Below are 20,014 nucleotides of genomic sequence, written 5' to 3' on the forward strand. Positions count from 1 at the left end.
GGGACCGCACGGACGGCGCCATCGCGTCGACGATCCGGCGCCATCGCCGACGCACCGCGAGCGCGCCGGGAAGACTGGGACGCTCTCGCGCTCGCCGTCGACGCGCTCCCTCCCGTCGCCGCGGCGACCCTCGCCGAGACGAGCACCGTGCCCCGATCGCTGACCCGCCTCACCGTCCTCGCGGCGATCGTCTACGCCCTGGTCCTCGCGGCCGTCGTCTTCTGGCCCACCCCCGTCGACGGAGGGCGCACGGACGAGCTCCGGCAGATCCTCGACAGGCCGCGACGCGAGGGGCTCGAGCTCCTCGACTACACCCGCATCGAGGCGGCGGCGAACGTGCTGCTGTTCGTCCCCCTGGGGCTGCTCGCCGCACTGCACCTGCCTGCGCGCAGGGCCTGGCTCGCCGTCCTGCTCGGCATGCTGACCAGCACCGCCGTCGAGGCCGTGCAGCTCCTGCTGCTCGCGCAGCGCCACGCCGACCTGCACGACGTGCTGGCGAACACGATCGGCGCCGCGGTCGGCGCGGCGATCGGGGCCCTCCTGCGCGGCCTGCTCCTGGCACGACGACGCCGGAGGGCCGTGGAACCGGACGGCGCTCCTGCGCGCGTCCCGCTCCACGGCGCCTCCGGCGTCGTCGAGGATCCAGCGGTCCCGCCCCGGTCGGAGCGTCGCTGACCGGCGACCGCTCGACAGCGGCGGACGATCAGCGGCTCGGGGGCCGGTGAGGGAGGATCAGCGGCCGAGGCCGCGGTACTCCCAGCCGGCGGCGCGCCAGGCGTCCTGGTCGAGGCAGTTGCGGCCGTCGACCACGAACTTCCCGGCCACCTTCTCGCCGGCGGCGGCGGGGTCGATCGCGCGGAACTGCTTCCACTCGGTGACGACCACGACGGCGTCGGCGCCGCGCAGGGCCTCGTCGATGTCGGTCGTGTAGGTGATGTCGGGGTAGCGGCGGCGCGCGTTCTCGATCGCCTCCGGGTCGGTCGCGACGACCTCGGCGCCCAGGTCGTGGAAGCGCGTGGCGACGTCGAGCGACGGCGAGTCGCGGACGTCGTCCGACTCCGGCTTGAAGGCGAGGCCGAGCACGGCGATCGTCTTGCCCTCGACCGAGCCGCCGAGGCCCTCGGTGACGAGGTCGACGACGCGCTGGCGGCGGCGCAGGTTGATCGCGTCGACCTCCTTGAGGAAGGCGACCGAGTCCCCGACGCCGAGCTCGTCCGCGCGGGCCGAGAAGGCGCGGATGTCCTTGGGCAGGCAGCCGCCGCCGAAGCCGATGCCGGCGTTGAGGAAGCGGCGGCCGATGCGCACGTCGTAGCCGATCGCGTCGGCGAGCTGCGTGACGTCGGCGCCGGTGACCTCCGCGATCTCGGCGATCGCGTTGATGAACGAGATCTTGGTGGCGAGGAAGGCGTTGGCCGAGACCTTGACGAGCTCGGCGGTCGCGTAGTCGGTGACCACCAACGGGGTCTCGGCGGCCAGAGCCGTCGCGTAGACCTCGTCGAGGGTCGCCTTCGCGGCCTCGCCGGCCGCACCCGCGGGCACGCCGTAGACGAGGCGGTCGGGGCTGATCGTGTCCTCGACGGCGAAGCCCTCGCGGAGGAACTCCGGGTTCCAGGCGAGCGTCGCGCCGCTGGCGGCGATCCGCTCGGCGAGGCGGGCGGCGGTGCCGACCGGGACGGTCGACTTGCCGACGACGAGCGAGTCCGCCGTCAGCAGCGGCAGGATCCCGTCGATCGCGGCGTCGACGTAGGTCATGTCGGCGGCGTTCTCGCCCTTCTTCTGCGGCGTGCCGACCGCGATGAAGTGCACCGAGGCGTCGGCGGCGTCGGCCGTGTCGGTCGAGAAGCGGAGGCGGCCCGAGGCCACGCCCTTGGAGAGGAGCTCGGGCAGACCCGGCTCGAAGAACGGAGCAGTGCCGGCCGAGAGGGCCTCGATCTTCCCCGGGTCGACGTCGATGCCGATGACGTCGTGGCCGAGCTCGGCCATCGCGGCGGCGTGGACGGCTCCGAGGTAGCCGCAACCAATGACAGAAAGCTTCACGGGATTTCTCCGAATCGTAGGCGGGTCGATGTCGCGTCGGCGACTGCGTGAGGGAGGAACAGGTGGAGCAGAGGGAGCCCGCGCGGCGCGCGCGAGGTCAGCTCCGCGCCAATGCTCTCAGATCCCGGGAGATGTCGTGGACGGCCGCGGCGATCTCCTGAGCGACGCGGACGTGGGTGCTCTCGCTGCGGCCGATCGGATCGTCGATGTCGTCGCCGTCCCCGCGGGGCGCTCGACCGCGGTTCGCGGCGGCCAGGCGGACCACTGCGCGCAGCCGCGCAGCGGGGTCCTCGACCTCCGGGATCGGCACCTCGGCGAGGACGAAGGGCAGCACGCGGGCGAACTCGCTGAGGGTGAAGCCGCGCAGCAGGAGCGGCGGGTGCCGCCGCGACGCGTCGACGAGGTGCTCGCGGGTCATGGCGAGCATCAGGTCCGCCTCCCCCGCGACGGCCTCGGTGAGCTTCGCGCTGAGGTGGCCCGAGGTGTCGCCGCCGAGCTCGGCCGAGAGGCGGGCCGAGGTCGGCTCCATCGGGTAGCCGTCGCGGGTCTGCACGCCCGCGCTGCGGAAGGCGAGGAGCGCCGCTCCGGTCGGACCGGTCAGGTCGCCGAGCTCGGCCCGCAGGAGCTGCTCCGCCATCGGCGAGCGGCAGATGTTGCCGGTGCAGACCGCGAGGACGGTGAAGACCGGGGCCGAGGACGGCGTGGCCGCCTCACCGGGACGCCAGCCGCGCCGGGCGCGCCGCAGGCCGTCGTCACCCGGGAACGTCATCCTCGACCGCTCAGACCGCGGACGGGGCCGGTGCGGGGGCCGGCTGGGCCGCGGCGTCGGGGCGGGCGCCCGACTTCTGCGAGCCGTAGTAGCTCGTGTAGTAGTAGCCGTACCCGCGGCCGACCTGCCCGCGCGGGGGGACGCGGTTGAGGATCACGCCGAGGGTGTGGCCGCTGACCCGCTCGAGGTTCTGGATCGCCTTGCCGAGCTCGTCCGTCGTGGTCCGGCCGGCCGAGATGACGACGAGGGCGCCGTCGGTGCGGGCGGTGAGGATCGCGCCGTCGGTGACGGGCAGCAGCGGCGGGGCGTCCACGATGACGATCGCCTCGCGGGCGATCTCGTGCAGGAGGATGTCCATCCCGTTCGAGCCGAGCAGCTCGCTCGGGTTCGGCGGGATCGAGCCGGCGCCGAGGATCCAGAGGTTGCCCGAGGGGCCCCAGGGCTGGAGCACGTCCTGCAGCTCGGCCTTGCCGATCAGCAGGTCGGTGAGGCCGACGCCGGGGACGAGACCGAAGGACTTCGCCACGGTGGGCTTGCGGAGGTCGCCGTCGACGACGACGGTGCGCTGCCCGGAGGCGGCGAGCGTGACGGCGAGGTTCGCGGTCACGGTCGACTTGCCGTCGGAGGGCAGCGGACTGGTGACGACGATGATCCGCGGCGGGCTGTCGACGTTCATGAACTGGAGGTTCGTGCGCAGCTCGCGCAGCGCCTCGGCGAGAGCGTGCTTGCCGTCGGACTTCACGTAGTCGGTCGTGTCCGCCTCGGGCACGATGCGGTTGGTCTCGTTCAGCCGCTTGTCGATCGGGAGCGTGCCGACCACGGGGAGGTCGAACAGGCGCTCGACCACCTCGGCGGTCCGGATCCGGCGGTCGAGGGTGTTGCGGACGAAGGCGTAGACGAGGCCGAGCACGAGACCGGCCAGCGCGCCGACGCCGAGCACGAGGCGCACGTTCGGGAACTCGGGCGCGGACGGCAGAGCGGCCGACTGGACGCCGGCGAGGCTGACGGTGTCGCCGGCCCCGGACTCCTCGTTGACCTGCTGGATGCGGATCGCGATCGCGTCGATCCAGGCGTCGGCGAGGGTGCGCGCGCCCTCGGGGGTGGACGCCGTCGCGCGCACGTCGAGGATCGGCGACTCCGGGTCCGGGGTGACCTGGACCGCGGTGATGAGGGACTCCGCGCTCACGTCGAGGCCGAGGTTGGCGATGACGATCTCGGCGACGTTCCGCGACTTCGCGATCGGCACGTAGGTCAGGGTGCTCGACTTCGCGACCGAGTCGGCGATCTGGCGGAGGTAGATCGCCTGGCTCGGGTCGCCTCCGGCGTCGGCGACCGCCGCGGAGACGAGTCCCTGCGCCTCGGCCGCGTAGCGCGGCTTCTGGGTCAGCGACCAGCCGTAGGCCACGAGAGTGCCCAGGAGCACGGCCGCGACGAGGGCGAGCCAGTGCGTGCGGAGAAGTCGCAGGACGTCTCTAAGTTCCACAGTGTCAAGTTCCTTCACTGGTTCGGACCGAGCGGCGAGCGCCGGAGACGGGCTTCAGAATTGTTGCACGCCGGTATGACGGGCCCGTTTCCGGACCGGTCAGGCGTGCACCCCTTCCGGGGCTGGCCGGGGCGGAGCACCGCTCGTGATCACGCCGAGACCGCGCAGCTCGTCGACGGCCGCGGACACGGCGGCGGCCGCATCGATCCCCTCCGGCGGACCGCCGAGCTCGGCCAGGACCGCGGCGACGAGGGCGGGCTGATCGACGCCGTCGCCGGCGGCGCGCCACACCGTCGGACCGATGCCGGCGAGCCGGATCACCGTGTTCTCGCGGAAGACGAGGACCTCGCCGCTGGGCAGCAGGAGCGCGTCGTCGACGCGCGCACGGCGGACCGACCCGTCTCCCGCCGCGTCCTCCACGTCGATCGGCAGAGCGAGGACCTCGTCCCAGATCGACGGTGCCGGCTCCTGGGAGGCGGCGAGCAGGCCGTCCACCAGGGGGAGCACGCCCTCCGCCTCGGAGTAGACCAGTCGTTTCACGCCACCGACGGAGGCGAGCGTGCGAACCAGGTCCCAGAGCGCCCTCGGGCGGGAGGCGAGGTAGGAGGTCTGCGGGACCAGGTCGTCGATCGCGTCGGTCGGATCGACCTGCTCGAGGCGGGGCTCGTCGACGCCGTCGCGGCGATCGAGCAGCACGACGCCCGCCAGCACGAGCGGCGCCTGCGGGAGGGGGCGCAGTCCGAGGTCGACCGGCGAGAGCTGCGCCTTCGGCGCGCTGCCGGTCAGGGGCTTCACCGACAGCGGCTTCGGGTAGGGCAGCACGCCGCCCTCGGGAGTGACGGCGACCGTCTCGTCGGTGACGTAGCCGAAGCGCGCGCCCAGCACCCGCGAGGCGGTCGTCTTCCCGGTGCCGGAGGCGGCCACGAACGCGAGGACGCGGCCGTCGTCGGCGGCGACCCCGCAGGCGTGCAGCATGAGCAGCTCCGCGCGGCGCTCCCCGATGGCCTCGAGCGTGAGCGTCGAGGTGAGCGACTCCTCCAGCTGAGCGACGGAGTGCGCCTGGACCCGGACGCCGGCGCCGGTGCTCGCGGCCGGGCCGAGGACGTCGGCGGAGATCACGCGGGCCTCGGCGGTGTCCTCAGCCGCGCAGGACTGCCAGCTGCTCCTGATTCGCGCGACGTCCTCGTCCGAGAGCCCGGGACCGAGCTCGACGCGGAAGGGCACCTCCAGGATCGCGAGCGACAGGCTCCGCGACGGGGTCTTCTCCGCGCCGGCGGGCTCGGCACCCGTCCGGTCCGCGCCGGTCAATAGGCCCCGTCCCTCGCCAGGACCGCGCGCGCGGTCTTGAAGAGGATGACGATGTCACCGGTCATCGACCAGTTCTCGACGTAGTAGAGGTCGAGGCGGACGGTGTCCTCCCACGAGAGGTTCGAGCGGCCGCTGACCTGCCAGAGGCCGGTGATGCCGGGCTTCATCAGGAAGCGGCGGTGCACGTGCTCCTCGTACTGCTCGACCTCGCGGGCCAGCGGCGGGCGGGGGCCGATCAGCGACATGTCGCCGCGGAAGACGTTGAGGAACTGCGGCAGCTCGTCGAGGCTGAAGCGGCGCAGGACGGTGCCGACCTTGGTGACCCGGGGGTCCTTCGCCATCTTGAAGAGGATGCTGTTGCCCTCGTCGCGCTGCTGCGCGGCCAGCTCGGCCAGGCGCGCCTCGGCGTCCACCACCATCGAGCGGAACTTGAGCATCTCGAAGGTCGAGCCGTTCAGCCCGATGCGCTCCTGCCGGAACAGGATCGGACCCGGGCTCGTCGTCTTCACCAGCACGGCGACGACGATCAGCACGGGCGCGCTGAGGATGATCAGCATCGTCGACGCGGCGATGTCGAACAGCCGCTTGGCGAAGCGCTGCCGGCCGTCGAAGCGCGGGGTCTCGACGTGGATCAGCGGGAGTCCGGCGACCGGACGGGTGTGGATGCGCGGACCGCCGATGTCGGTGAGGCTCGGCGCCACCACCAGGTGCTCGCGACCGGGCTCGAGGGTCCAGCTGAGCTCGCGGATCCGCTGGGGCGCGAGCTCGTCGGAGCTCGTGACCACGACGGTGTCGGCGCCGGTCGCGTCCATCACCGCGCGCACGCCGTCGATCCCGGAGAAGCCGTGCAGCGAGAGACCCGCCAGCTCCGCCTCGCTCGTGAGCGCCTCGGCGCCGCCGACGGAGGTGGAGACCGCCCCGACCAGCTTGTAGCCGGCCTCGGTGCCGCGGCGCAGCTCGCGCGCCGTGTGCAGCACGCTCGCGCGGGAGCCGAGCAGGACGACCTGGCTGGAGAAGCGGCCGACCTTGCGCTGGCGGGTGAGCCAGGAGCGCCAGACGAGGCGGCCGACGCAGATCAGCAGGATCCCGGCGGGGAACGCCGTGATGATGTAGCCGCGCGCCAGCAGGATCTGCAGGAGGTACGCGATGATCGCGACGATGCCGAAGAGCCAGATCGAGGAGTCGACGATCCGCCGGTACTCGACGTAGCCGGTGCCGACGATGCGGCGGTCGCGGGTGTCGAAGACCTGCAGGGCGAGGAGCCAGCCGATCGAGAGCACGACCGAGACCCAGGTGTAGCTGACGGCGATGTCGACGGGGTTGTTGAAGCCCACGTCGGAGTTCAGGTCGAGGTCGAACCAGAACAGCTGCGTGCCGAAGACCGAGACGAGGATCGCGATCACGTCGGTGGCGAGAAGACGCCGGCGGTAGTCCTGCTCCCAGGACGGACGGCGCTTGGGCGGGGTCCCCTGCGTCGCCGTCGATCCCCCCGGCCGCGCGTGCGGCGTCGGAAGGCCTGGATGCGTTTCCGGTGATGTCACGCCCGCAAGGCTACCCACATCCTTGTTTCGGATGGGTCACGCAGGATGAGCACATCTCGGCACTGCTAGCCGCGCAGCCGCCCGCGGCTCTCCTGGAGGTAGCAGGAACCGCAGAGCGATTCGTAGGTGACCTCGGCTCCGTCGATCGCGACCTGGTCGCCGTCGAAGACGAACCGGCCGTCCACGACCCGGCCGTTGAAGATCGCCTTCCGGCCGCAGCGGCAGATCGTCTTCAGCTCCTCGAGGCTGTGCGCGATCTCGAGGAGCCGCCTGCTGCCGGGGAACGCGGCGGTCCGGAAGTCGGTCCGGATGCCGTAGGCGAGGACGGGCACGTTCTCCAGGATCGCGATCCGGAGCAGATCGTCGACGTGCGACTCGGGCAGGAACTGCGCCTCGTCGACGAGCAGCGCGCTGACGTCGCGGGCCGTCTCGGCGAGGACGCGCGCCCGCGCGGCGGAGAAGACCGCGATCGGATCGCCGTCGGGCTCGAACAGGATGTCCACCGGACGGGTCACGCCGAGCCGCGACACGATGAGCTCCTCGCCCTTGGTGTCGACCGCGGGCTTCGCGAGCAGCACCCGGTGCCCGCGCTCCTCGTAGTTGTGCGCGGCCTGCAGGAGCGAGGTGCTCTTGCCGCTGTTCATCGCTCCGTAGCGGAAGTAGAGCTTCGCCATCAGATCCTGTCTCTGCTCGGTCGCGGGCTGCACCCGCGGGTCGCGCCGTGCGCGGCCGTGGTCGTCGTCGTGGTCGTCGTGGTCGTCGCCGTCGTGATCGTCGCGGTCACTCGAGGAAGCCGTCCTCCGCGGCCCGGCGGATCAGATCGGCGCGCCGGCCGGCCGGCCGACCGACCTTCACGTACTTCTGCCGGACGCGGCGGAGGTAGGTCTTCGCCGTCTCGAACTGCACGTTCATCCTGGCGGCGACCTCGGGAGTGCTGGCGCCGGCCACGTAGAGGCGCAGCGCCTCCAGCTCCCCCGCGCTCAGCCGGGGCCGCTGCTGGGCGGCCACGCCGATCGGGAGGGGGCGCCACTGCGAGGCGGATCCGGCGGTCGAGCGCATGGCCATCGCCGAGCGCGCCGCCTCCATCACGTCCTGCATCGACTGCGCCTTCGTGAGGTGCCGCGCGGCCCCCGCCCGCAGCGAGCGCTCGCGGATCTCCTCGTCCTCGTGCTCGGCGAGGACGATCACGGTCGCTCCGGCGGCTCGACAGGTGCGGATCCGCGCCTCGATCGAGATCGGCTCGCTCAGCTCGAAGTCCATCAGGACCACCTGGGTCGGGAACACGGTGCTGGTGACCAGCTCCATCCAGGTGCCGGCGCTCACCACGAGCTCGAAGTCGGGCGCGTTGGCGGCGATCCAGCTGCTCATGCTGTCCAGGAGCAGCTCGTGGTCGTCGAGGATGCCGAGCCGGACCGGCCGGGCGGCTCCCTCGGCGGGCGGGGTCTCGGCGGACCGGGTCTCCGCCGACCTGGTCTCGGCGGACCGGGTCTCCGCCGTGCGGACCTCCGCGGCCCGGGCGGAGGAGCCGGACGTCGGCTCACCGGGGCGAGGGAGCATGCGACGATCCTAGCCGCGGGGACGCGGACGACCGCGGCGGCCTCAGAACAGCGTCGGCTGGCCGACCCCGGGCAGGACCGAGGCCCCGTCCTCGCCCAGCTCGCGGAGGATCAGACCGCCGTTCCGGAGGCCGTCGTGGCGCGTGCCCGCCTCGCCGTCCTGCGGTCGGCCGTGCTCGCCGCCGAGCGTCCGGAGCGTGCCGAGCGAGGCGAGCGCCGAGGCCCCCCGCGCGATCGGGCCGAGCGCCGAGGACCGCATCGAGCCCGTCGCCGGGTCGGCCTCGCCCTCCTCCAGCCGGTGGTCGCGCATCAGCGGCCGGATCCGCGCGGACAGCCAGCGGCGGTACTCGACCGGCGCGTAGGCGGAGCGCCCGGGATAGAGGGACCGGTAGCGGTCGAGCAGCTCCGGGTGCTCCTGCGCGAGCCACTGGAGGAACCACTCCTTCACTCCGGGCTTGAGGTAGAGCGTGGAGTACATGATCGTGCTCGCTCCCGCCTCGCGGCAGGCGCGGAGCGAGGCGTCGAGGTGGGCGCGGGTGTCGGTGAGGAACGGCAGGATCGGCATCAGGAAGACCGAGCACTCGAAGCCCGCCTCCCTCGCGGCGGTGACGGTCGCCAGCCGGGCCGCGGCGGTCGGCGCGCCGGGCTCGATCGAGCGCTGCAGGTCCTCGTCGAACACGGCGATCGAGACGCCGAGGTCGACGGGCACGTGCTCAGCCGCCTCGCGCAGCAGCGGCAGGTCGCGCCGGAGCAGCGACCCCTTGGTGAGGATCGACAGCGGGGTGCCGGAGGCGGCGAGCGCGGCGATGATGCCGGGCATCAGCCGGTAGCGGCCCTCCGCGCGCTGGTACGGGTCCGTGTTCGTGCCGAGCGCGACCGGGTGGCGCTCCCAGCTGGGACGGGCGAGCTCGCGGGCGAGCACCTCGGCGACGTTCACCTTGACGACGATCTGCGAATCGAAGTCGCTGCCGCCGTCGAACTCGAGGTACTCGTGCGTGGGCCGGGCGAAGCAGTAGGTGCAGGCGTGCGTGCAGCCGCGCATCGGGTTGATCGTCCAGCCGAACGGCATCTTCGACGAGGAGTGCACCCGGTTCAGCGCCGACTTCGCGAGCACCTCGTAGAAGGTGATGCCGTCGAACTCCGGGGTGCGGACGGTCCGGACGAGCTCGGTGAGCTTGACCAGGCCCGGGAGCGCGGCCTCGTCCGCCGCGCCGATCGCCTGCCCGCTCCACCTCATGCGTCCATTAGAACATGTGTTCGAACATTCCGATGGATCCATGCTGGTCGAGTAGCCCCGCAGGGGCGTATCGAGACCCACCGTCCTCAGCAGGGCGGGTCTCCAGACCCGTCTTCTGACGACGGTGGATCTCGACACGCCCGCTGTGCGGGCTACTCGATCAGCGTGCTCATCCCGCCCTCGGTGCTCAGACCGAGGCGCGGAGCGCGAGCGCCTCGGAGGTCGCGGCGACGGTGCGCTCCGCCGTCTCCGGGGCGTCGTTGAGCGTGGAGCCGTAGCTCGGCACGAGCGAGCGGATCCGCGGCTCCCAGGCCTTCATCCGGTCGGGGAAGCAGCGCTTGACGATGTCGAGCATGATCGGCACCGCCGTCGAGGCCCCGGGCGAGGCGCCGAGCAGGCCGGCGATCGTGCCGTCCGCGCCGGTGATGACCTCGGTGCCGAACTGCAGCACGCCGCCCTTCTTCTCGTCCTTCTTCATCACCTGGACGCGCTGACCCGCGGTGATGAGGTACCAGTCCTCCGAGCGGGCGGTGGGCAGGAACTCGCGCAGAGCCTTCATCTTCTTGTCGCGGCCCGCCAGGACCTCGCCGAGCAGGTACTTCATCAGGTCGAGGTTGTCGCGGGCGACGGCGAGCATCGGGCCGATGTTGTGCGGGCGGATCGAGAGCGGCAGGTCGAGCCAGGAGCCGCGCTTGAGGAACTTGGGCGTGAAGCCGGCGTACGGGCCGAACAGCAGCGACGCCTGGCCGTCGACGACGCGGGTGTCGAGGTGCGGGACCGACATCGGCGGGGCGCCGACGGCGGCCTTGCCGTAGACCTTCGCCTGGTGCCGGGCCACGATCGCCGGGTTGTCGGTCCGGAGGAACTGGCCGGAAATGGGGAAGCCGCCGAAGCCCTTGATCTCGGGGATGCCCGACTTCTGCAGGAGGTGCAGGGCACCGCCGCCGGCCCCGACGAACACGAAGCGGGCGACGACCTTCTTGGGGGTGCCGCCGACCTTCTGCTTGAGGTCCAGGCGCCAGGTGCCGTCCTTCTGCCGGGTGATCCCGGTGACCTCGTGGCCGGTGTCGAGGGTGCCGCCGTGCGCGACGACGTGGTCGAAGAGCTGGTGGGTGAGGGCGCCGAAGTCGACGTCGGTGCCGGCCGGGATGCGCGTGGCGGCGTAGGGGCCGCCACCGGCGGGGCGCTGCTCCATCAGCAGGGGAGCCCACTCGTGGATGGTCTTCGTGCTCTCGGTGAACTCCATGCCGGCGAAGAGCGGCTGGTCCTTCAGCGCCTCGTAGCGCTTGCGGAGGTACTCGACGTTGGCCTCGCCGTGCACGAAGGTCATGTGCGGGGCGGAGTTGATGAAGCTCGAGGGCTCGCGGATGTCACCGGCCTCGACCAGGCTCGACCAGAACTGGCGCGAGATCTGGAACTGCTCGTTGATCTGGATCGCCTTCGCGGGATCGACGGAGCCGTCGGCCGCCTCGGGCATGTAGTTCAGCTCGCAGAGGGCGGCGTGGCCGGTGCCCGCGTTGTTCCAGGGGTTCGACGACTCCTGCGCCACGTCGCCCAGGCGCTCGTAGGCGGCGATGGTCCAGTCGGGCTGGAGCTTGGTGAGGAGTGCACCGAGGGTGGCACTCATGATGCCCCCACCGATGAGGGCGACGTCGACCGGTTCCGAGGAGTTCACGAGAGTCGAGTTTACCGTCGGGCGCCGGGCGGCAGGCGGGCCGGGGGCCCGCTCCCCCATCAAATTGACGGCTTTTCCCGTCGGGGGTCGGCGGGGGCGGCCGATGCTCGGACACGTGGGTCTCGATACGCCGCTCCGCGGCTACTCGACCAGCATGCAGGCGCCGCGGCGCAGGCGGGCGCTCCATGCTGATCGAGCAGCCCTCGCAGAGGGCGTGTCGAGATCCGCGCCGGGTCAGGCGACGGGCTGCTTGGCCGCGATCAGCTCGGCGATCTGCACGGCGTTGAGCGCCGCGCCCTTGCGGAGGTTGTCGTTGCTGATGAAGAGGGCGAGGCCGCGGCCCTCGGGGGCGCCCTCGTCGGCGCGGATGCGGCCGACGTAGCTCGGGTCGCTGCCGGCGGCCTCGAGCGGGGTCGGCACCTCGCGCAGCGCGACACCGGGGGCGTCGGCGAGCAGCTCGCGGGCGCGCTCGGGGCTGAGCGGCGCGGAGAACTCGACGTTCACCGAGAGCGAGTGGCCGGTGAAGACCGGCACGCGCACGCAGGTGCCGGAGACCAGCAGGCCGGGCAGCTCGAGGATCTTGCGGCTCTCGTTGCGGAGCTTCTTCTCCTCGTCGGTCTCGTTCAGTCCGTCCTCGACGAGGCTGCCGGCGAACGGGATGACGTCGAACGCGATCGGCGCGACGTATTTCTCCGGTGCCGGGAAGGCGACCGCCGAGCCGTCGTGCACGAGGTCGAGCAGGTGCTCGTCGGCGACGGCCGCGCGGACCTGACCGGCCAGCTCGTTCGCTCCCGCGAGCCCGCTGCCCGAGACGGCCTGGTAGGTGCTGACGATGAGGCGGGTGAGGCCGGCCTCGCGGTCGAGGACCTTGAGGATCGGCATCGCAGCCATCGTGGTGCAGTTCGGGTTCGCGATGATGCCCTTCACGGCCTGCTCGATCGCGTGCGGGTTCACCTCGCTGACGACCAGCGGGACCTCGGGGTCCATCCGCCAGGCGCTGGAGTTGTCGATGACCACGGCGCCCGCGGCGGCGAAGCGGGGCGCCTGCGCGCGCGACCCCGTCGCTCCGGCCGAGAAGAGCGCGATGTCCAGGCCCGAGGGGTCGGCGGTCTCGGTGTCCTCGACCACGATGTCCTCGCCGCGGAACGGCAGGGTCGTGCCGGCCGAGCGGGCGGTCGCGAAGAAGCGGATCGACGCGATCGGGAAGTCGCGCTCCTCGAGGAGGCGGCGCATGACGGTGCCGACCTGACCGGTGGCTCCGACGACTCCGATGTGGAGGGGGGTGCTGCTCATGCTGTGCTCTTTCGTCCGTGCGGCGCTCGCGGGAGGAGCGGACCGAGGGTGCTGGCGGGAGGTGCCGGGGCGGGCTCCCCGGAGACGGTACCGAACGCCGGAGGAGGCGCGGGGACCGGAGGGTGCGATCGGCAGGATCGCGGGGGCGTTCGGCGGTCAGCGACCGGTGCCGGCGTAGACGACGGCCTCGTCGTCCGCGTCGAGACCGAAGGCGGTGTGCACGACGCGGAGGGCGTCGTTCACCGTGTCGGCGCGCGTGACGACCGAGATGCGGATCTCGCTCGTGGAGATCATCTCGATGTTGATCCCCGCCTCGTAGAGGGAGCGGAAGAGCTTGGCCGAGACGCCCGCGTTGGTGCGCATGCCGGCGCCGACGAGCGCGAGCTTGGCGATCTGGTCGTCGTACTGCAGCGACTCGAAGCCGACCTCGTCCTTCTCGGCGTTCAGCGCGGTGAGGACCGTCTGGCCGTCGGCCTTGGGCAGCGTGAAGGAGATGTCGGTGCGGCCGGTCGCGGCGGCGGAGACGTTCTGCACGATCATGTCGATGTTCGAGCCGGTCTTGGCGACGATCGTGAAGATCTGCGCGGCCTTGCCCGGGATGTCGGGCACGCCGACGACGGTGATCTTGGCCTCGTTCAGATCGGCGGCGACTCCGGCGATGATCGGCTCTTCCACGGGCTGTCCATTCTTCTCGGTGCTTCCGGGGGCGTCCTCGCCGGGCACGGCGTTGTAGACGATGGTGCCCTCGTTGGGGCTGAACGAGGAGCGCACGTGCAGCGTGACCCCGTGACGGCGGGCGAACTCGACGGCGCGGATGTGCAGGACCTTCGCGCCGGCCGCGGCGAGCTCGAGCATCTCCTCGCTGGAGATGCGGTCGAGCTTGCGGGCCTTCTTGACCACCCGCGGGTCGGCGGTGAAGACGCCGTCGACGTCGGTGTAGATCTCGCAGGTGTCGGCACCGAGGCCGGCGGCGAGGGCGACGGCGGTGGTGTCGGAGCCGCCGCGGCCGAGGGTGGTGATGTCCTTGGTGTCGCGGTTGAAGCCCTGGAAGCCGGCGACGATGACGACCGCGTTCTCGTCCAGCGCGGCGCGCAGGCGCACCGGGGTGATGTCGACGATGCGGGCGGCGCCGTGCTGGGCGTCGGTGATCATGCCGGCCTGGCTGCCGGTGAAGGAGCGGGCGTCGTAGCCCATGCTCTTGATCGCCATGGCGAGCAGCGCCATCGAGATCCGCTCGCCGGAGGAGAGCAGCATGTCGAGCTCGCGCGGGGCGGGGATCGGCGTGACCTGGTGGGCCAGCTCGAGCAGGTCGTCGGTCGTGTCGCCCATCGCGGAGACGGCGACGACCACGTCGTTGCCCGCCTGCTTCGTGGCGACGATGCGCTTCGCGACCCGCTTGATGCTCTCCGCGTCGGCGACGGAGGACCCGCCGAACTTCTGGACGATCAGGCTCACGCGCTACTCCCGGGTCAGTGGCTCGGGCCGTGGCGACCCGACGCAGGAGTCTACCGGCGGCCGCATGCGCGAGGGGTCATGTTGCGGCGAGGCCGCCCGGACCGCCGGCTCGGCGTCAGTTCTCGACGAGGCGGCGGCCCTCGAAGGCGCGGCCGAGGGTGATCTCGTCGGCGTACTCGAGGTCGCCGCCGACGGGGAGGCCGGAGGCGAGGCGGGTGATCCGGATGCCGAGGGTGCTGAGCATGCGGGAGAGGTAGGTCGCGGTGGCCTCGCCCTCGAGGTTGGGGTCGGTCGCGATGATGACCTCCTGCACCTCGCCGTCGGCCAGGCGCTGCAGCAGCTGGCGGATGCGGAGCTGGTCGGGGCCGATGCCGTCGATCGGGCTGATCGCGCCGCCGAGCACGTGGTACAGCCCGCGGAACTCGCGGGTGCGCTCGATGGCGGGGACGTCCTTCGCCTCCTCGACCACGCAGATGACGGCGCGGCTGCGGCGGGGGTCGCGGCAGATGCCGCAGGTGGCCTCCTCCGCGACATTGCCGCAGATGTCGCAGAAGTGCACGCGGTTGCGCAGCTCCAGCAGGATCTCGGCGAGACGCGTCACGTCGAACGTCTCGGTCTGCAGGATGTGGAACGCGATGCGCTGGGCCGACTTCGGGCCGATGCCGGGGAGCCGGCCGAGCTCGTCGATCAGCTCCTGGACGATGCCTTCGTACATGCGGGCGCCTCCTCTCGGGGAGCGGATTCGGGGGTGAGGAGTGCGGGAGCGAGGAGCGGCGCGACGGTCATCCGCCGGTCACCCGCGGACCGCGGGGGACGTGCGGCTGCTCCTCGATGAACTGGGCGCCGAGGATCTCGCGCACCACCGCCTCGCCGTAGCGCTGACGGCCGTCGGCCGTGGCCGAGCGGGTGGTGCGGGTCACCGGGCGGGGCGCCGGCTCGGGTCGCTCGCGGGCGCGGACCGGGGCAGGAGCGACGGGGGCCGGGGGCGCGGTCGGCTCGCCGGGAGGGGCGACCACGGCCCAGGAGTCGGGCATCGGCGGCTCGACCGGCGGCATGTCCTCCTCCGGCGGCTCCTCGTCGAACGGCGGCTCGTCGTCCGAGCTGCCGGCCGACGCGGCGGCCGGGCGGACCGGGGGCTCCTGCGCGGGGACGACCGGGGCGGAGCGCGGCGACGGGGCGAGGACGGGGACGTCGGTCGGCTCGGGAGCGACGACCGTCTCGATCGCGGGCTCGGCGGCGACCTCGGCGGGAGCCGGATCGGCGGGGATCGCGACCGTCGCCCACTCGTCGGGGTCGCTCGGGGCGGCCGCCGCAGCGGGCTGCTCGGCGGCGGCGGGCGGTGTCGCCTCGACGGCCGCTCGCTCGGCCTCGGGCGCGGTCGCGCGCGGCTCGACGCGGGCGATGTACTTGACCCGGAGTCCGAGGACCTGCTGGATCGCCTGGCGCAGGTGCTCGCTCACTCCCGGCTGACCGGCGCTGCCGGCCATCTTGAACGAGTCGACGTCGTTCTGGCTGGGGAAGGAGAGGGTGAGGACGTCGTCCTTCAGCGCCCGCACCTGCGCGGTGTAGGCGACGAGCCAGGCCGTCATCCGGGCCTTCTGCACGACCTCGAGGATCTCGGGCCAGCTGTCCTTCATGCGCTGCAGTGTGACGCCGCCGGGCTCGTCCGCCGCGGAGGGATGGGGCGCCGCAGCGGGCGCGGCCGACGGCGGAGCCGTGGCGCCGGACGGAGTCGAGGCGGCGGGAGTGGAGTCGGCAGGAGCGGGGTCGGCGGAAGTCGCGTCGGCGGCGGCACCCGCGACGGCGTCGGGCGCGGAGGGCGCCCCGGCCGAGCCGGAGCCGGCGTCGACCGACGCGGCGGAGACGACCGGTGTCTCGACGCGGGGGGCCGCGGCGATCGACTCGGGGACCGACTCCGGCGTCGCGGCGTGCGACGGGAGATGCGGCTCGGGCATGCGCGAGTCGGATGCGCGCGTCTCGGGTGCGCGGGATGCAGCGGCACGGGACTCGGGCGCGCGCGACCCCGGAGCGCGGGAGTCGGCCGCCGGCCGCGTCGGCGCCGGGGCGGCCGGCGCCGCCGAGGGCGCCGGCACGACGACGGACGCCGGGGCGGCCGCCGTGCCCGCGCCGTGCACGAGGGTGCGCGCGATCATCAGCTCGAGGTGCAGCCGCGGCGAGGTCGCGCCCGTCATCTCGGTGAGCGCGTCGTTGACGATGTCGGCGATGCGCGAGAGCTCGCCGAGTCCGAGGGCGCGCGACTGGCCGGCCATGCGGTCGAGCTCGTCCTGGGAGACGCCGCGCAGGACCGCGGAGGCCGCGCCGCCGGTGGCCGCGACGACGATGAGGTCGCGCAGCCTCTCGAGCAGGTCCTCGACGAAGCGGCGCGGGTCCTGGCCGGTCTGGATGACGCGGTCGACCGCGCCGAACGCCTCGGCGGAGTCGTGCTCGGCGAGCGCGTCGACGACCTCGTCGAGCAGGGCGCCGTGGGTGTAGCCGAGCAGCGCGACCGCCCGCTCGTACTCGACCGTCTCGTCCTCGGAGCCGGCCATCAGCTGGTCGAGCAGGGACAGGGTGTCGCGGACCGAGCCGCCGCCGGCGCGGACGACCAGCGGGAGGACGCCCGCGGCGACGCCCACCTTCTCGCGCTCGCAGAGCTCCTGCGTGTAGTCGAGCATCTGCGCGGGCGGGACGAGCCGGAACGGGTAGTGGTGGGTGCGCGAGCGGATCGTGCCGATGACCTTGTCGGGCTCGGTCGTCGCGAAGATGAACTTCACGTGCTCCGGCGGCTCCTCGACGATCTTCAGCAGCGCGTTGAAGCCCTGCGGCGTCACCATGTGCGCCTCGTCGAGGATGAAGATCTTGAAGCGGTCGCGAGCCGGGGCGAAGATCGCGCGCTCACGCAGGTCGCGCGCGTCGTCGACGCCGTTGTGGCTCGCGGCGTCGATCTCGACCACGTCGAGCGAGCCCTGGCCGTCGCGGCTGAGCTCGACGCAGCTGTCGCAGACGCCGCACGGCGTGTCCGTCGGGCCCTGGGCGCAGTTGAGGCAGCGGGCGAGGATGCGCGCCGACGTCGTCTTGCCGCAGCCGCGGGGGCCGCTGAAGAGGTACGCGTGATTGACGCGGTTGGTGCGCAGCGCCGTCATGAGCGGATCGGTCACCTGGGACTGGCCGATCATCTCGGCGAATGTCTCCGGCCGGTACCGGCGATACAGGGCTGCTACCACCCGACAAGAGTAGCCGCGACCTCCGACACCGGACGCTGGTCGCCGACGCCGCCGCCTCCCGTAGCCTCGAGCCCGTGACAGGCCGCCCGAGCACTCCCCCGTTCGACGCCGTCGTCCTCGCCGGAGGACGCGGCGAGCGCCTCGGCGGCGCGGCGAAGCCCCTGCTCGAGCACGACGGCTCGACGCTGCTCGCGCACGCTCTCGCGGCGGTCGCCGAGGCGCGGAGGATCGTCGTCGCGGGGCCCTCCTTGCTCCGCGGCGGTGTCGGATCAGCGCTCCTCGTCCAGGAGGAGCCCGTGTTCGGCGGACCGGTCGCCGGTCTCGCCGCGGCACTGCCCCTGCTCGCGCGGACCGGCGCTCCCGACTGGATCGCCGTCGTCGCCGCCGATCTCGTCGATCCGGCCCCCGCCCTCGATCGACTGCGGGCGAGGGCCGCCGCCGCGGATCCCGCGACCGACGCCCTGCTCGCCGTCGACGAGGACGGCCGCGCGCAGCTCCTGCTCGGCCTGCACCGCCGGCACGCGCTGACGGCCGCGGTCGAGCGGCTGCCAGAGGCGGACGGCGCCTCCGTCCGCGCGCTGCTGGGCGGGCTGGCCGTGGTGCTCGTCGAGGTGCCGGCCGGATCGACCGCGGACGTCGACGATCCCGCGGACGCCCTCCGCCACGGCATCTGCGTGCCGGACGGGAGACGAGTGCCGGATGCGGATCGCCTGCCGGGCCCAGAATGAACGCGTGACCGACGAGACGAACGAGACCTCTCCCTCCTCCCCCGACTCTCGCGAGGGCGACGGCGCCCGCGAGGACACCGCCGCAGTGCTCGCCGCCTGGTGGGACGAGCTGAGCGCCGCCCTCGGGCTCGCCGACGTTCCGGTCGAGCGCGACGCCCTGCTCTCCCTGGCCGGCGACGCGGCGCACGGCGTGGTGCGGCCCGCCGCTCCGCTGACGACGTTCCTCGCCGGCTACGCGGCGGGCCTGCAGGGTGGCGACCGGGCGGCGATCGACGCGGCGGTGCGGACGTCGCTCGAGACCATTCGCATGCGAACGCACGAATCCTGAGACGCTACTCCCTCCCCCTCGATCCGGCACCAGGCTTCGGGCGTACGGTTCGCTCGAGCCTCGACGCCGCGGCCCTCCTCCGGACGATCGCGGCGCGGCTCCCGCGGGCGCTCACGCACCGCGGTCGCATCCCGTGAAGGAGAACCGCATGTCAGGCAACAGAGCCGTCGCCTACAAGAGCCCCGGCGTCGTCGAGGTCATCGACATCGACTACCCGACCTTCGAGCTGAAGGACGGACCGGGCGTGAACCCGGCGAACATCGGCAGGAAGCTGCCGCACGGCGCGATCCTCCGCACCGTCTCGACCAACATCTGCGGCTCGGACCAGCACATGGTCCGCGGGCGCACCACGGCCCCCGCCGATCTCGTCCTCGGGCACGAGATCACGGGCGAGGTCGTCGAGGTGGGGCCGGACGTCGAGTTCGTCAAGGTCGGCGACATCGTCTCCGTGCCGTTCAACATCGCCTGCGGCCGCTGTCGCAACTGCAAGGAGCGCAAGACCGGCATCTGCCTGAACGTGAACCCCGACCGCCCGGGCAGCGCCTACGGCTACGTCGACATGGGCGGCTGGGTCGGCGGGCAGGCCGAGTACGTGATGGTCCCCTACGCGGACTGGAACCTGCTCGTCTTCCCCGACCGCGACCAGGCGCTGGAGAAGATCCTCGATCTGACGATGCTCTCGGACATCTTCCCGACCGGCTTCCACGGCGCGGTCACCGCGGGCGTCGGGGTCGGCTCGACCGTCTACGTCGCGGGAGCGGGCCCGGTCGGGCTCGCCGCGGCCGTCGGTGCGCAGCTGCTCGGCGCGGCCGTCGTGATCGTCGCGGACCTCAACGAGGAGCGGCTCGCCCAGGCGCGCTCGTTCGGCTGCGAGACCGTCGACGTCTCGAAGGGCGACCCGGCCGGGCAGATCGAGCAGATCCTCGGCGTGCCGGAGGTGGACTGCGGTGTGGACGCGGTGGGCTTCGAGGCGCACGGCAACGGAGCCGACTCGGGCACCGAGGCGCCGGCCACGGTGCTGAACTCGCTGATGTCGATCACCGCGGCGGGCGGCGCCCTCGGCATCCCGGGGCTGTACGTCACCGGCGACCCGGGCGGAGTGGACGAGGCGGCGCAGGAGGGCTCGCTCTCGATCCGCCTCGGCCTCGGCTGGGCGAAGTCGCTGTCCTTCACGACCGGCCAGTGCCCGGTGATGAAGTACAACCGGTCGCTGATGATGGCGATCCTGCACGACAAGGTGCAGATCGCGAAGGCGGTGCAGGCCACGGCCATCACGCTGGACGAGGCTCCGCAGGGCTACGCCGACTTCGACAAGGGCGCCGCGAAGAAGTTCGTGCTGAACCCGAACGGCTACCTCGGCTGATCCCGCCGACGGCGCCG

Annotated in this window: 17 protein-coding genes; 4 read left to right on the top strand and 13 right to left on the bottom strand. The window is 72.5% G+C overall.

Annotated elements, in window-relative coordinates; translation table 11 throughout:
- Window positions 1-147: 147 nt before the first annotated feature.
- The gene (locus GTU73_RS15105) at window positions 148-675 is read left to right on the top strand and encodes a VanZ family protein (RefSeq protein WP_160090513.1); all 528 of its coding nucleotides are present in this window, start codon (window positions 148-150) and stop codon (window positions 673-675) included.
- Window positions 676-732: 57 nt separating this feature from the next.
- On the opposite strand, the gene GTU73_RS15110 is transcribed toward GTU73_RS15105, so the two are convergent.
- The 13 genes from GTU73_RS15110 to GTU73_RS15170 form a co-directional block, all read right to left on the bottom strand.
- Window positions 733-2,037 carry a UDP-glucose/GDP-mannose dehydrogenase family protein gene (locus GTU73_RS15110; protein WP_160090514.1) on the bottom strand — a complete coding sequence of 435 codons (1,305 nt, stop codon included), beginning with the start codon at window positions 2,035-2,037 and terminating at the stop codon, window positions 733-735.
- Window positions 2,038-2,134: 97 nt separating this feature from the next.
- The gene (locus GTU73_RS15115; protein ID WP_160090515.1) at window positions 2,135-2,806 is read right to left on the bottom strand and encodes a low molecular weight phosphatase family protein; all 672 of its coding nucleotides are present in this window, start codon (window positions 2,804-2,806) and stop codon (window positions 2,135-2,137) included.
- Between the two features lie 10 nt (window positions 2,807-2,816).
- Window positions 2,817-4,289, bottom strand: coding sequence for a polysaccharide biosynthesis tyrosine autokinase (locus GTU73_RS15120; RefSeq protein WP_244231657.1), 1,473 nt, complete (start codon window positions 4,287-4,289; stop codon window positions 2,817-2,819).
- 99 nt (window positions 4,290-4,388) lie between these two features.
- On the bottom strand, window positions 4,389-5,597 hold the full coding sequence (locus GTU73_RS15125; RefSeq protein ID WP_160090517.1) for a hypothetical protein: 1,209 nt from the start codon (window positions 5,595-5,597) through the stop codon (window positions 4,389-4,391).
- Window positions 5,594-7,138, bottom strand: coding sequence for a sugar transferase (locus GTU73_RS15130; protein ID WP_244231658.1), 1,545 nt, complete (start codon window positions 7,136-7,138; stop codon window positions 5,594-5,596). Before GTU73_RS15130 ends, GTU73_RS15125 begins: the two co-directional genes overlap by 4 nt.
- A 65-nt stretch (window positions 7,139-7,203) precedes the next feature.
- Window positions 7,204-7,812, bottom strand: a complete 609-nt coding sequence (locus GTU73_RS15135) for a thymidine kinase (protein WP_160090518.1) — start codon at window positions 7,810-7,812, stop codon at window positions 7,204-7,206.
- A gap of 106 nt (window positions 7,813-7,918) precedes the next feature.
- Window positions 7,919-8,695 (bottom strand): DNA-binding response regulator, encoded by a 777-nt coding sequence (locus GTU73_RS15140; RefSeq protein ID WP_244231659.1) that lies wholly within the window; start codon window positions 8,693-8,695, stop codon window positions 7,919-7,921.
- Window positions 8,696-8,737: 42 nt separating this feature from the next.
- Complete coding sequence (locus tag GTU73_RS15145; RefSeq protein ID WP_160090519.1) at window positions 8,738-9,931, bottom strand: Rv2578c family radical SAM protein; 1,194 nt, start codon at window positions 9,929-9,931, stop codon at window positions 8,738-8,740.
- 187 nt (window positions 9,932-10,118) lie between these two features.
- On the bottom strand, window positions 10,119-11,666 hold the full coding sequence (locus GTU73_RS15150; protein ID WP_123705213.1) for a malate:quinone oxidoreductase: 1,548 nt from the start codon (window positions 11,664-11,666) through the stop codon (window positions 10,119-10,121).
- 174 nt (window positions 11,667-11,840) lie between these two features.
- The gene (locus GTU73_RS15155; RefSeq protein ID WP_160090520.1) at window positions 11,841-12,899 is read right to left on the bottom strand and encodes an aspartate-semialdehyde dehydrogenase; all 1,059 of its coding nucleotides are present in this window, start codon (window positions 12,897-12,899) and stop codon (window positions 11,841-11,843) included.
- A 156-nt stretch (window positions 12,900-13,055) separates the two neighbouring features.
- Window positions 13,056-14,354 carry an aspartate kinase gene (locus GTU73_RS15160; RefSeq protein WP_160090521.1) on the bottom strand — a complete coding sequence of 433 codons (1,299 nt, stop codon included), beginning with the start codon at window positions 14,352-14,354 and terminating at the stop codon, window positions 13,056-13,058.
- Window positions 14,355-14,469: 115 nt separating this feature from the next.
- Window positions 14,470-15,069 (bottom strand): recombination mediator RecR, encoded by a 600-nt coding sequence (gene recR / locus GTU73_RS15165; protein WP_123447702.1) that lies wholly within the window; start codon window positions 15,067-15,069, stop codon window positions 14,470-14,472.
- Window positions 15,070-15,136: 67 nt separating this feature from the next.
- Entirely contained in the window at window positions 15,137-17,578 is a 2,442-nt protein-coding gene (locus tag GTU73_RS15170; RefSeq protein WP_160090522.1) for a DNA polymerase III subunit gamma and tau, read from the bottom strand.
- Between the two features lie 74 nt (window positions 17,579-17,652).
- Here GTU73_RS15170 and GTU73_RS15175 point away from each other — a divergent pair, with 74 nt between their 5' ends.
- The 3 genes from GTU73_RS15175 (at window position 17,653) to fdhA (ending at window position 19,997) form a co-directional block, all read left to right on the top strand.
- Window positions 17,653-18,306, top strand: coding sequence for an NTP transferase domain-containing protein (locus GTU73_RS15175; protein ID WP_160090523.1), 654 nt, complete (start codon window positions 17,653-17,655; stop codon window positions 18,304-18,306).
- A gap of 4 nt (window positions 18,307-18,310) precedes the next feature.
- Entirely contained in the window at window positions 18,311-18,634 is a 324-nt protein-coding gene (locus tag GTU73_RS19115; protein WP_160090524.1) for a DUF6457 domain-containing protein, read from the top strand.
- Window positions 18,635-18,782: 148 nt separating this feature from the next.
- Window positions 18,783-19,997 carry a formaldehyde dehydrogenase, glutathione-independent gene (gene fdhA, locus GTU73_RS15185; protein WP_123447705.1) on the top strand — a complete coding sequence of 405 codons (1,215 nt, stop codon included), beginning with the start codon at window positions 18,783-18,785 and terminating at the stop codon, window positions 19,995-19,997.
- Window positions 19,998-20,014: the final 17 nt, after the last annotated feature.

The organism is Rathayibacter sp. VKM Ac-2804 (assembly GCF_009866655.1).
Lineage (GTDB): Bacteria > Actinomycetota > Actinomycetes > Actinomycetales > Microbacteriaceae > Rathayibacter.

What these genes read in the sequence shown, in the direction of transcription:
- GTU73_RS15140 (WP_244231659.1), bottom strand. Translation starts at nt 8,695, where the DNA reads ATGCTCCCTCGCCCCGGTGAGCCGACGTCCGGCTCCTCCGCCCGGGCC.
- GTU73_RS15115 (WP_160090515.1), bottom strand. Translation starts at nt 2,806, where the DNA reads ATGACGTTCCCGGGTGACGACGGCCTGCGGCGCGCCCGGCGCGGCTGG.
- fdhA (WP_123447705.1), top strand. Translation starts at nt 18,783, where the DNA reads ATGTCAGGCAACAGAGCCGTCGCCTACAAGAGCCCCGGCGTCGTCGAG.
- GTU73_RS15150 (WP_123705213.1), bottom strand. Translation starts at nt 11,666, where the DNA reads ATGGGGGAGCGGGCCCCCGGCCCGCCTGCCGCCCGGCGCCCGACGGTA.
- recR (WP_123447702.1), bottom strand. Translation starts at nt 15,069, where the DNA reads ATGTACGAAGGCATCGTCCAGGAGCTGATCGACGAGCTCGGCCGGCTC.
- GTU73_RS15135 (WP_160090518.1), bottom strand. Translation starts at nt 7,812, where the DNA reads ATGGCGAAGCTCTACTTCCGCTACGGAGCGATGAACAGCGGCAAGAGC.
- GTU73_RS15145 (WP_160090519.1), bottom strand. Translation starts at nt 9,931, where the DNA reads ATGAGGTGGAGCGGGCAGGCGATCGGCGCGGCGGACGAGGCCGCGCTC.
- GTU73_RS15155 (WP_160090520.1), bottom strand. Translation starts at nt 12,899, where the DNA reads ATGAGCAGCACCCCCCTCCACATCGGAGTCGTCGGAGCCACCGGTCAG.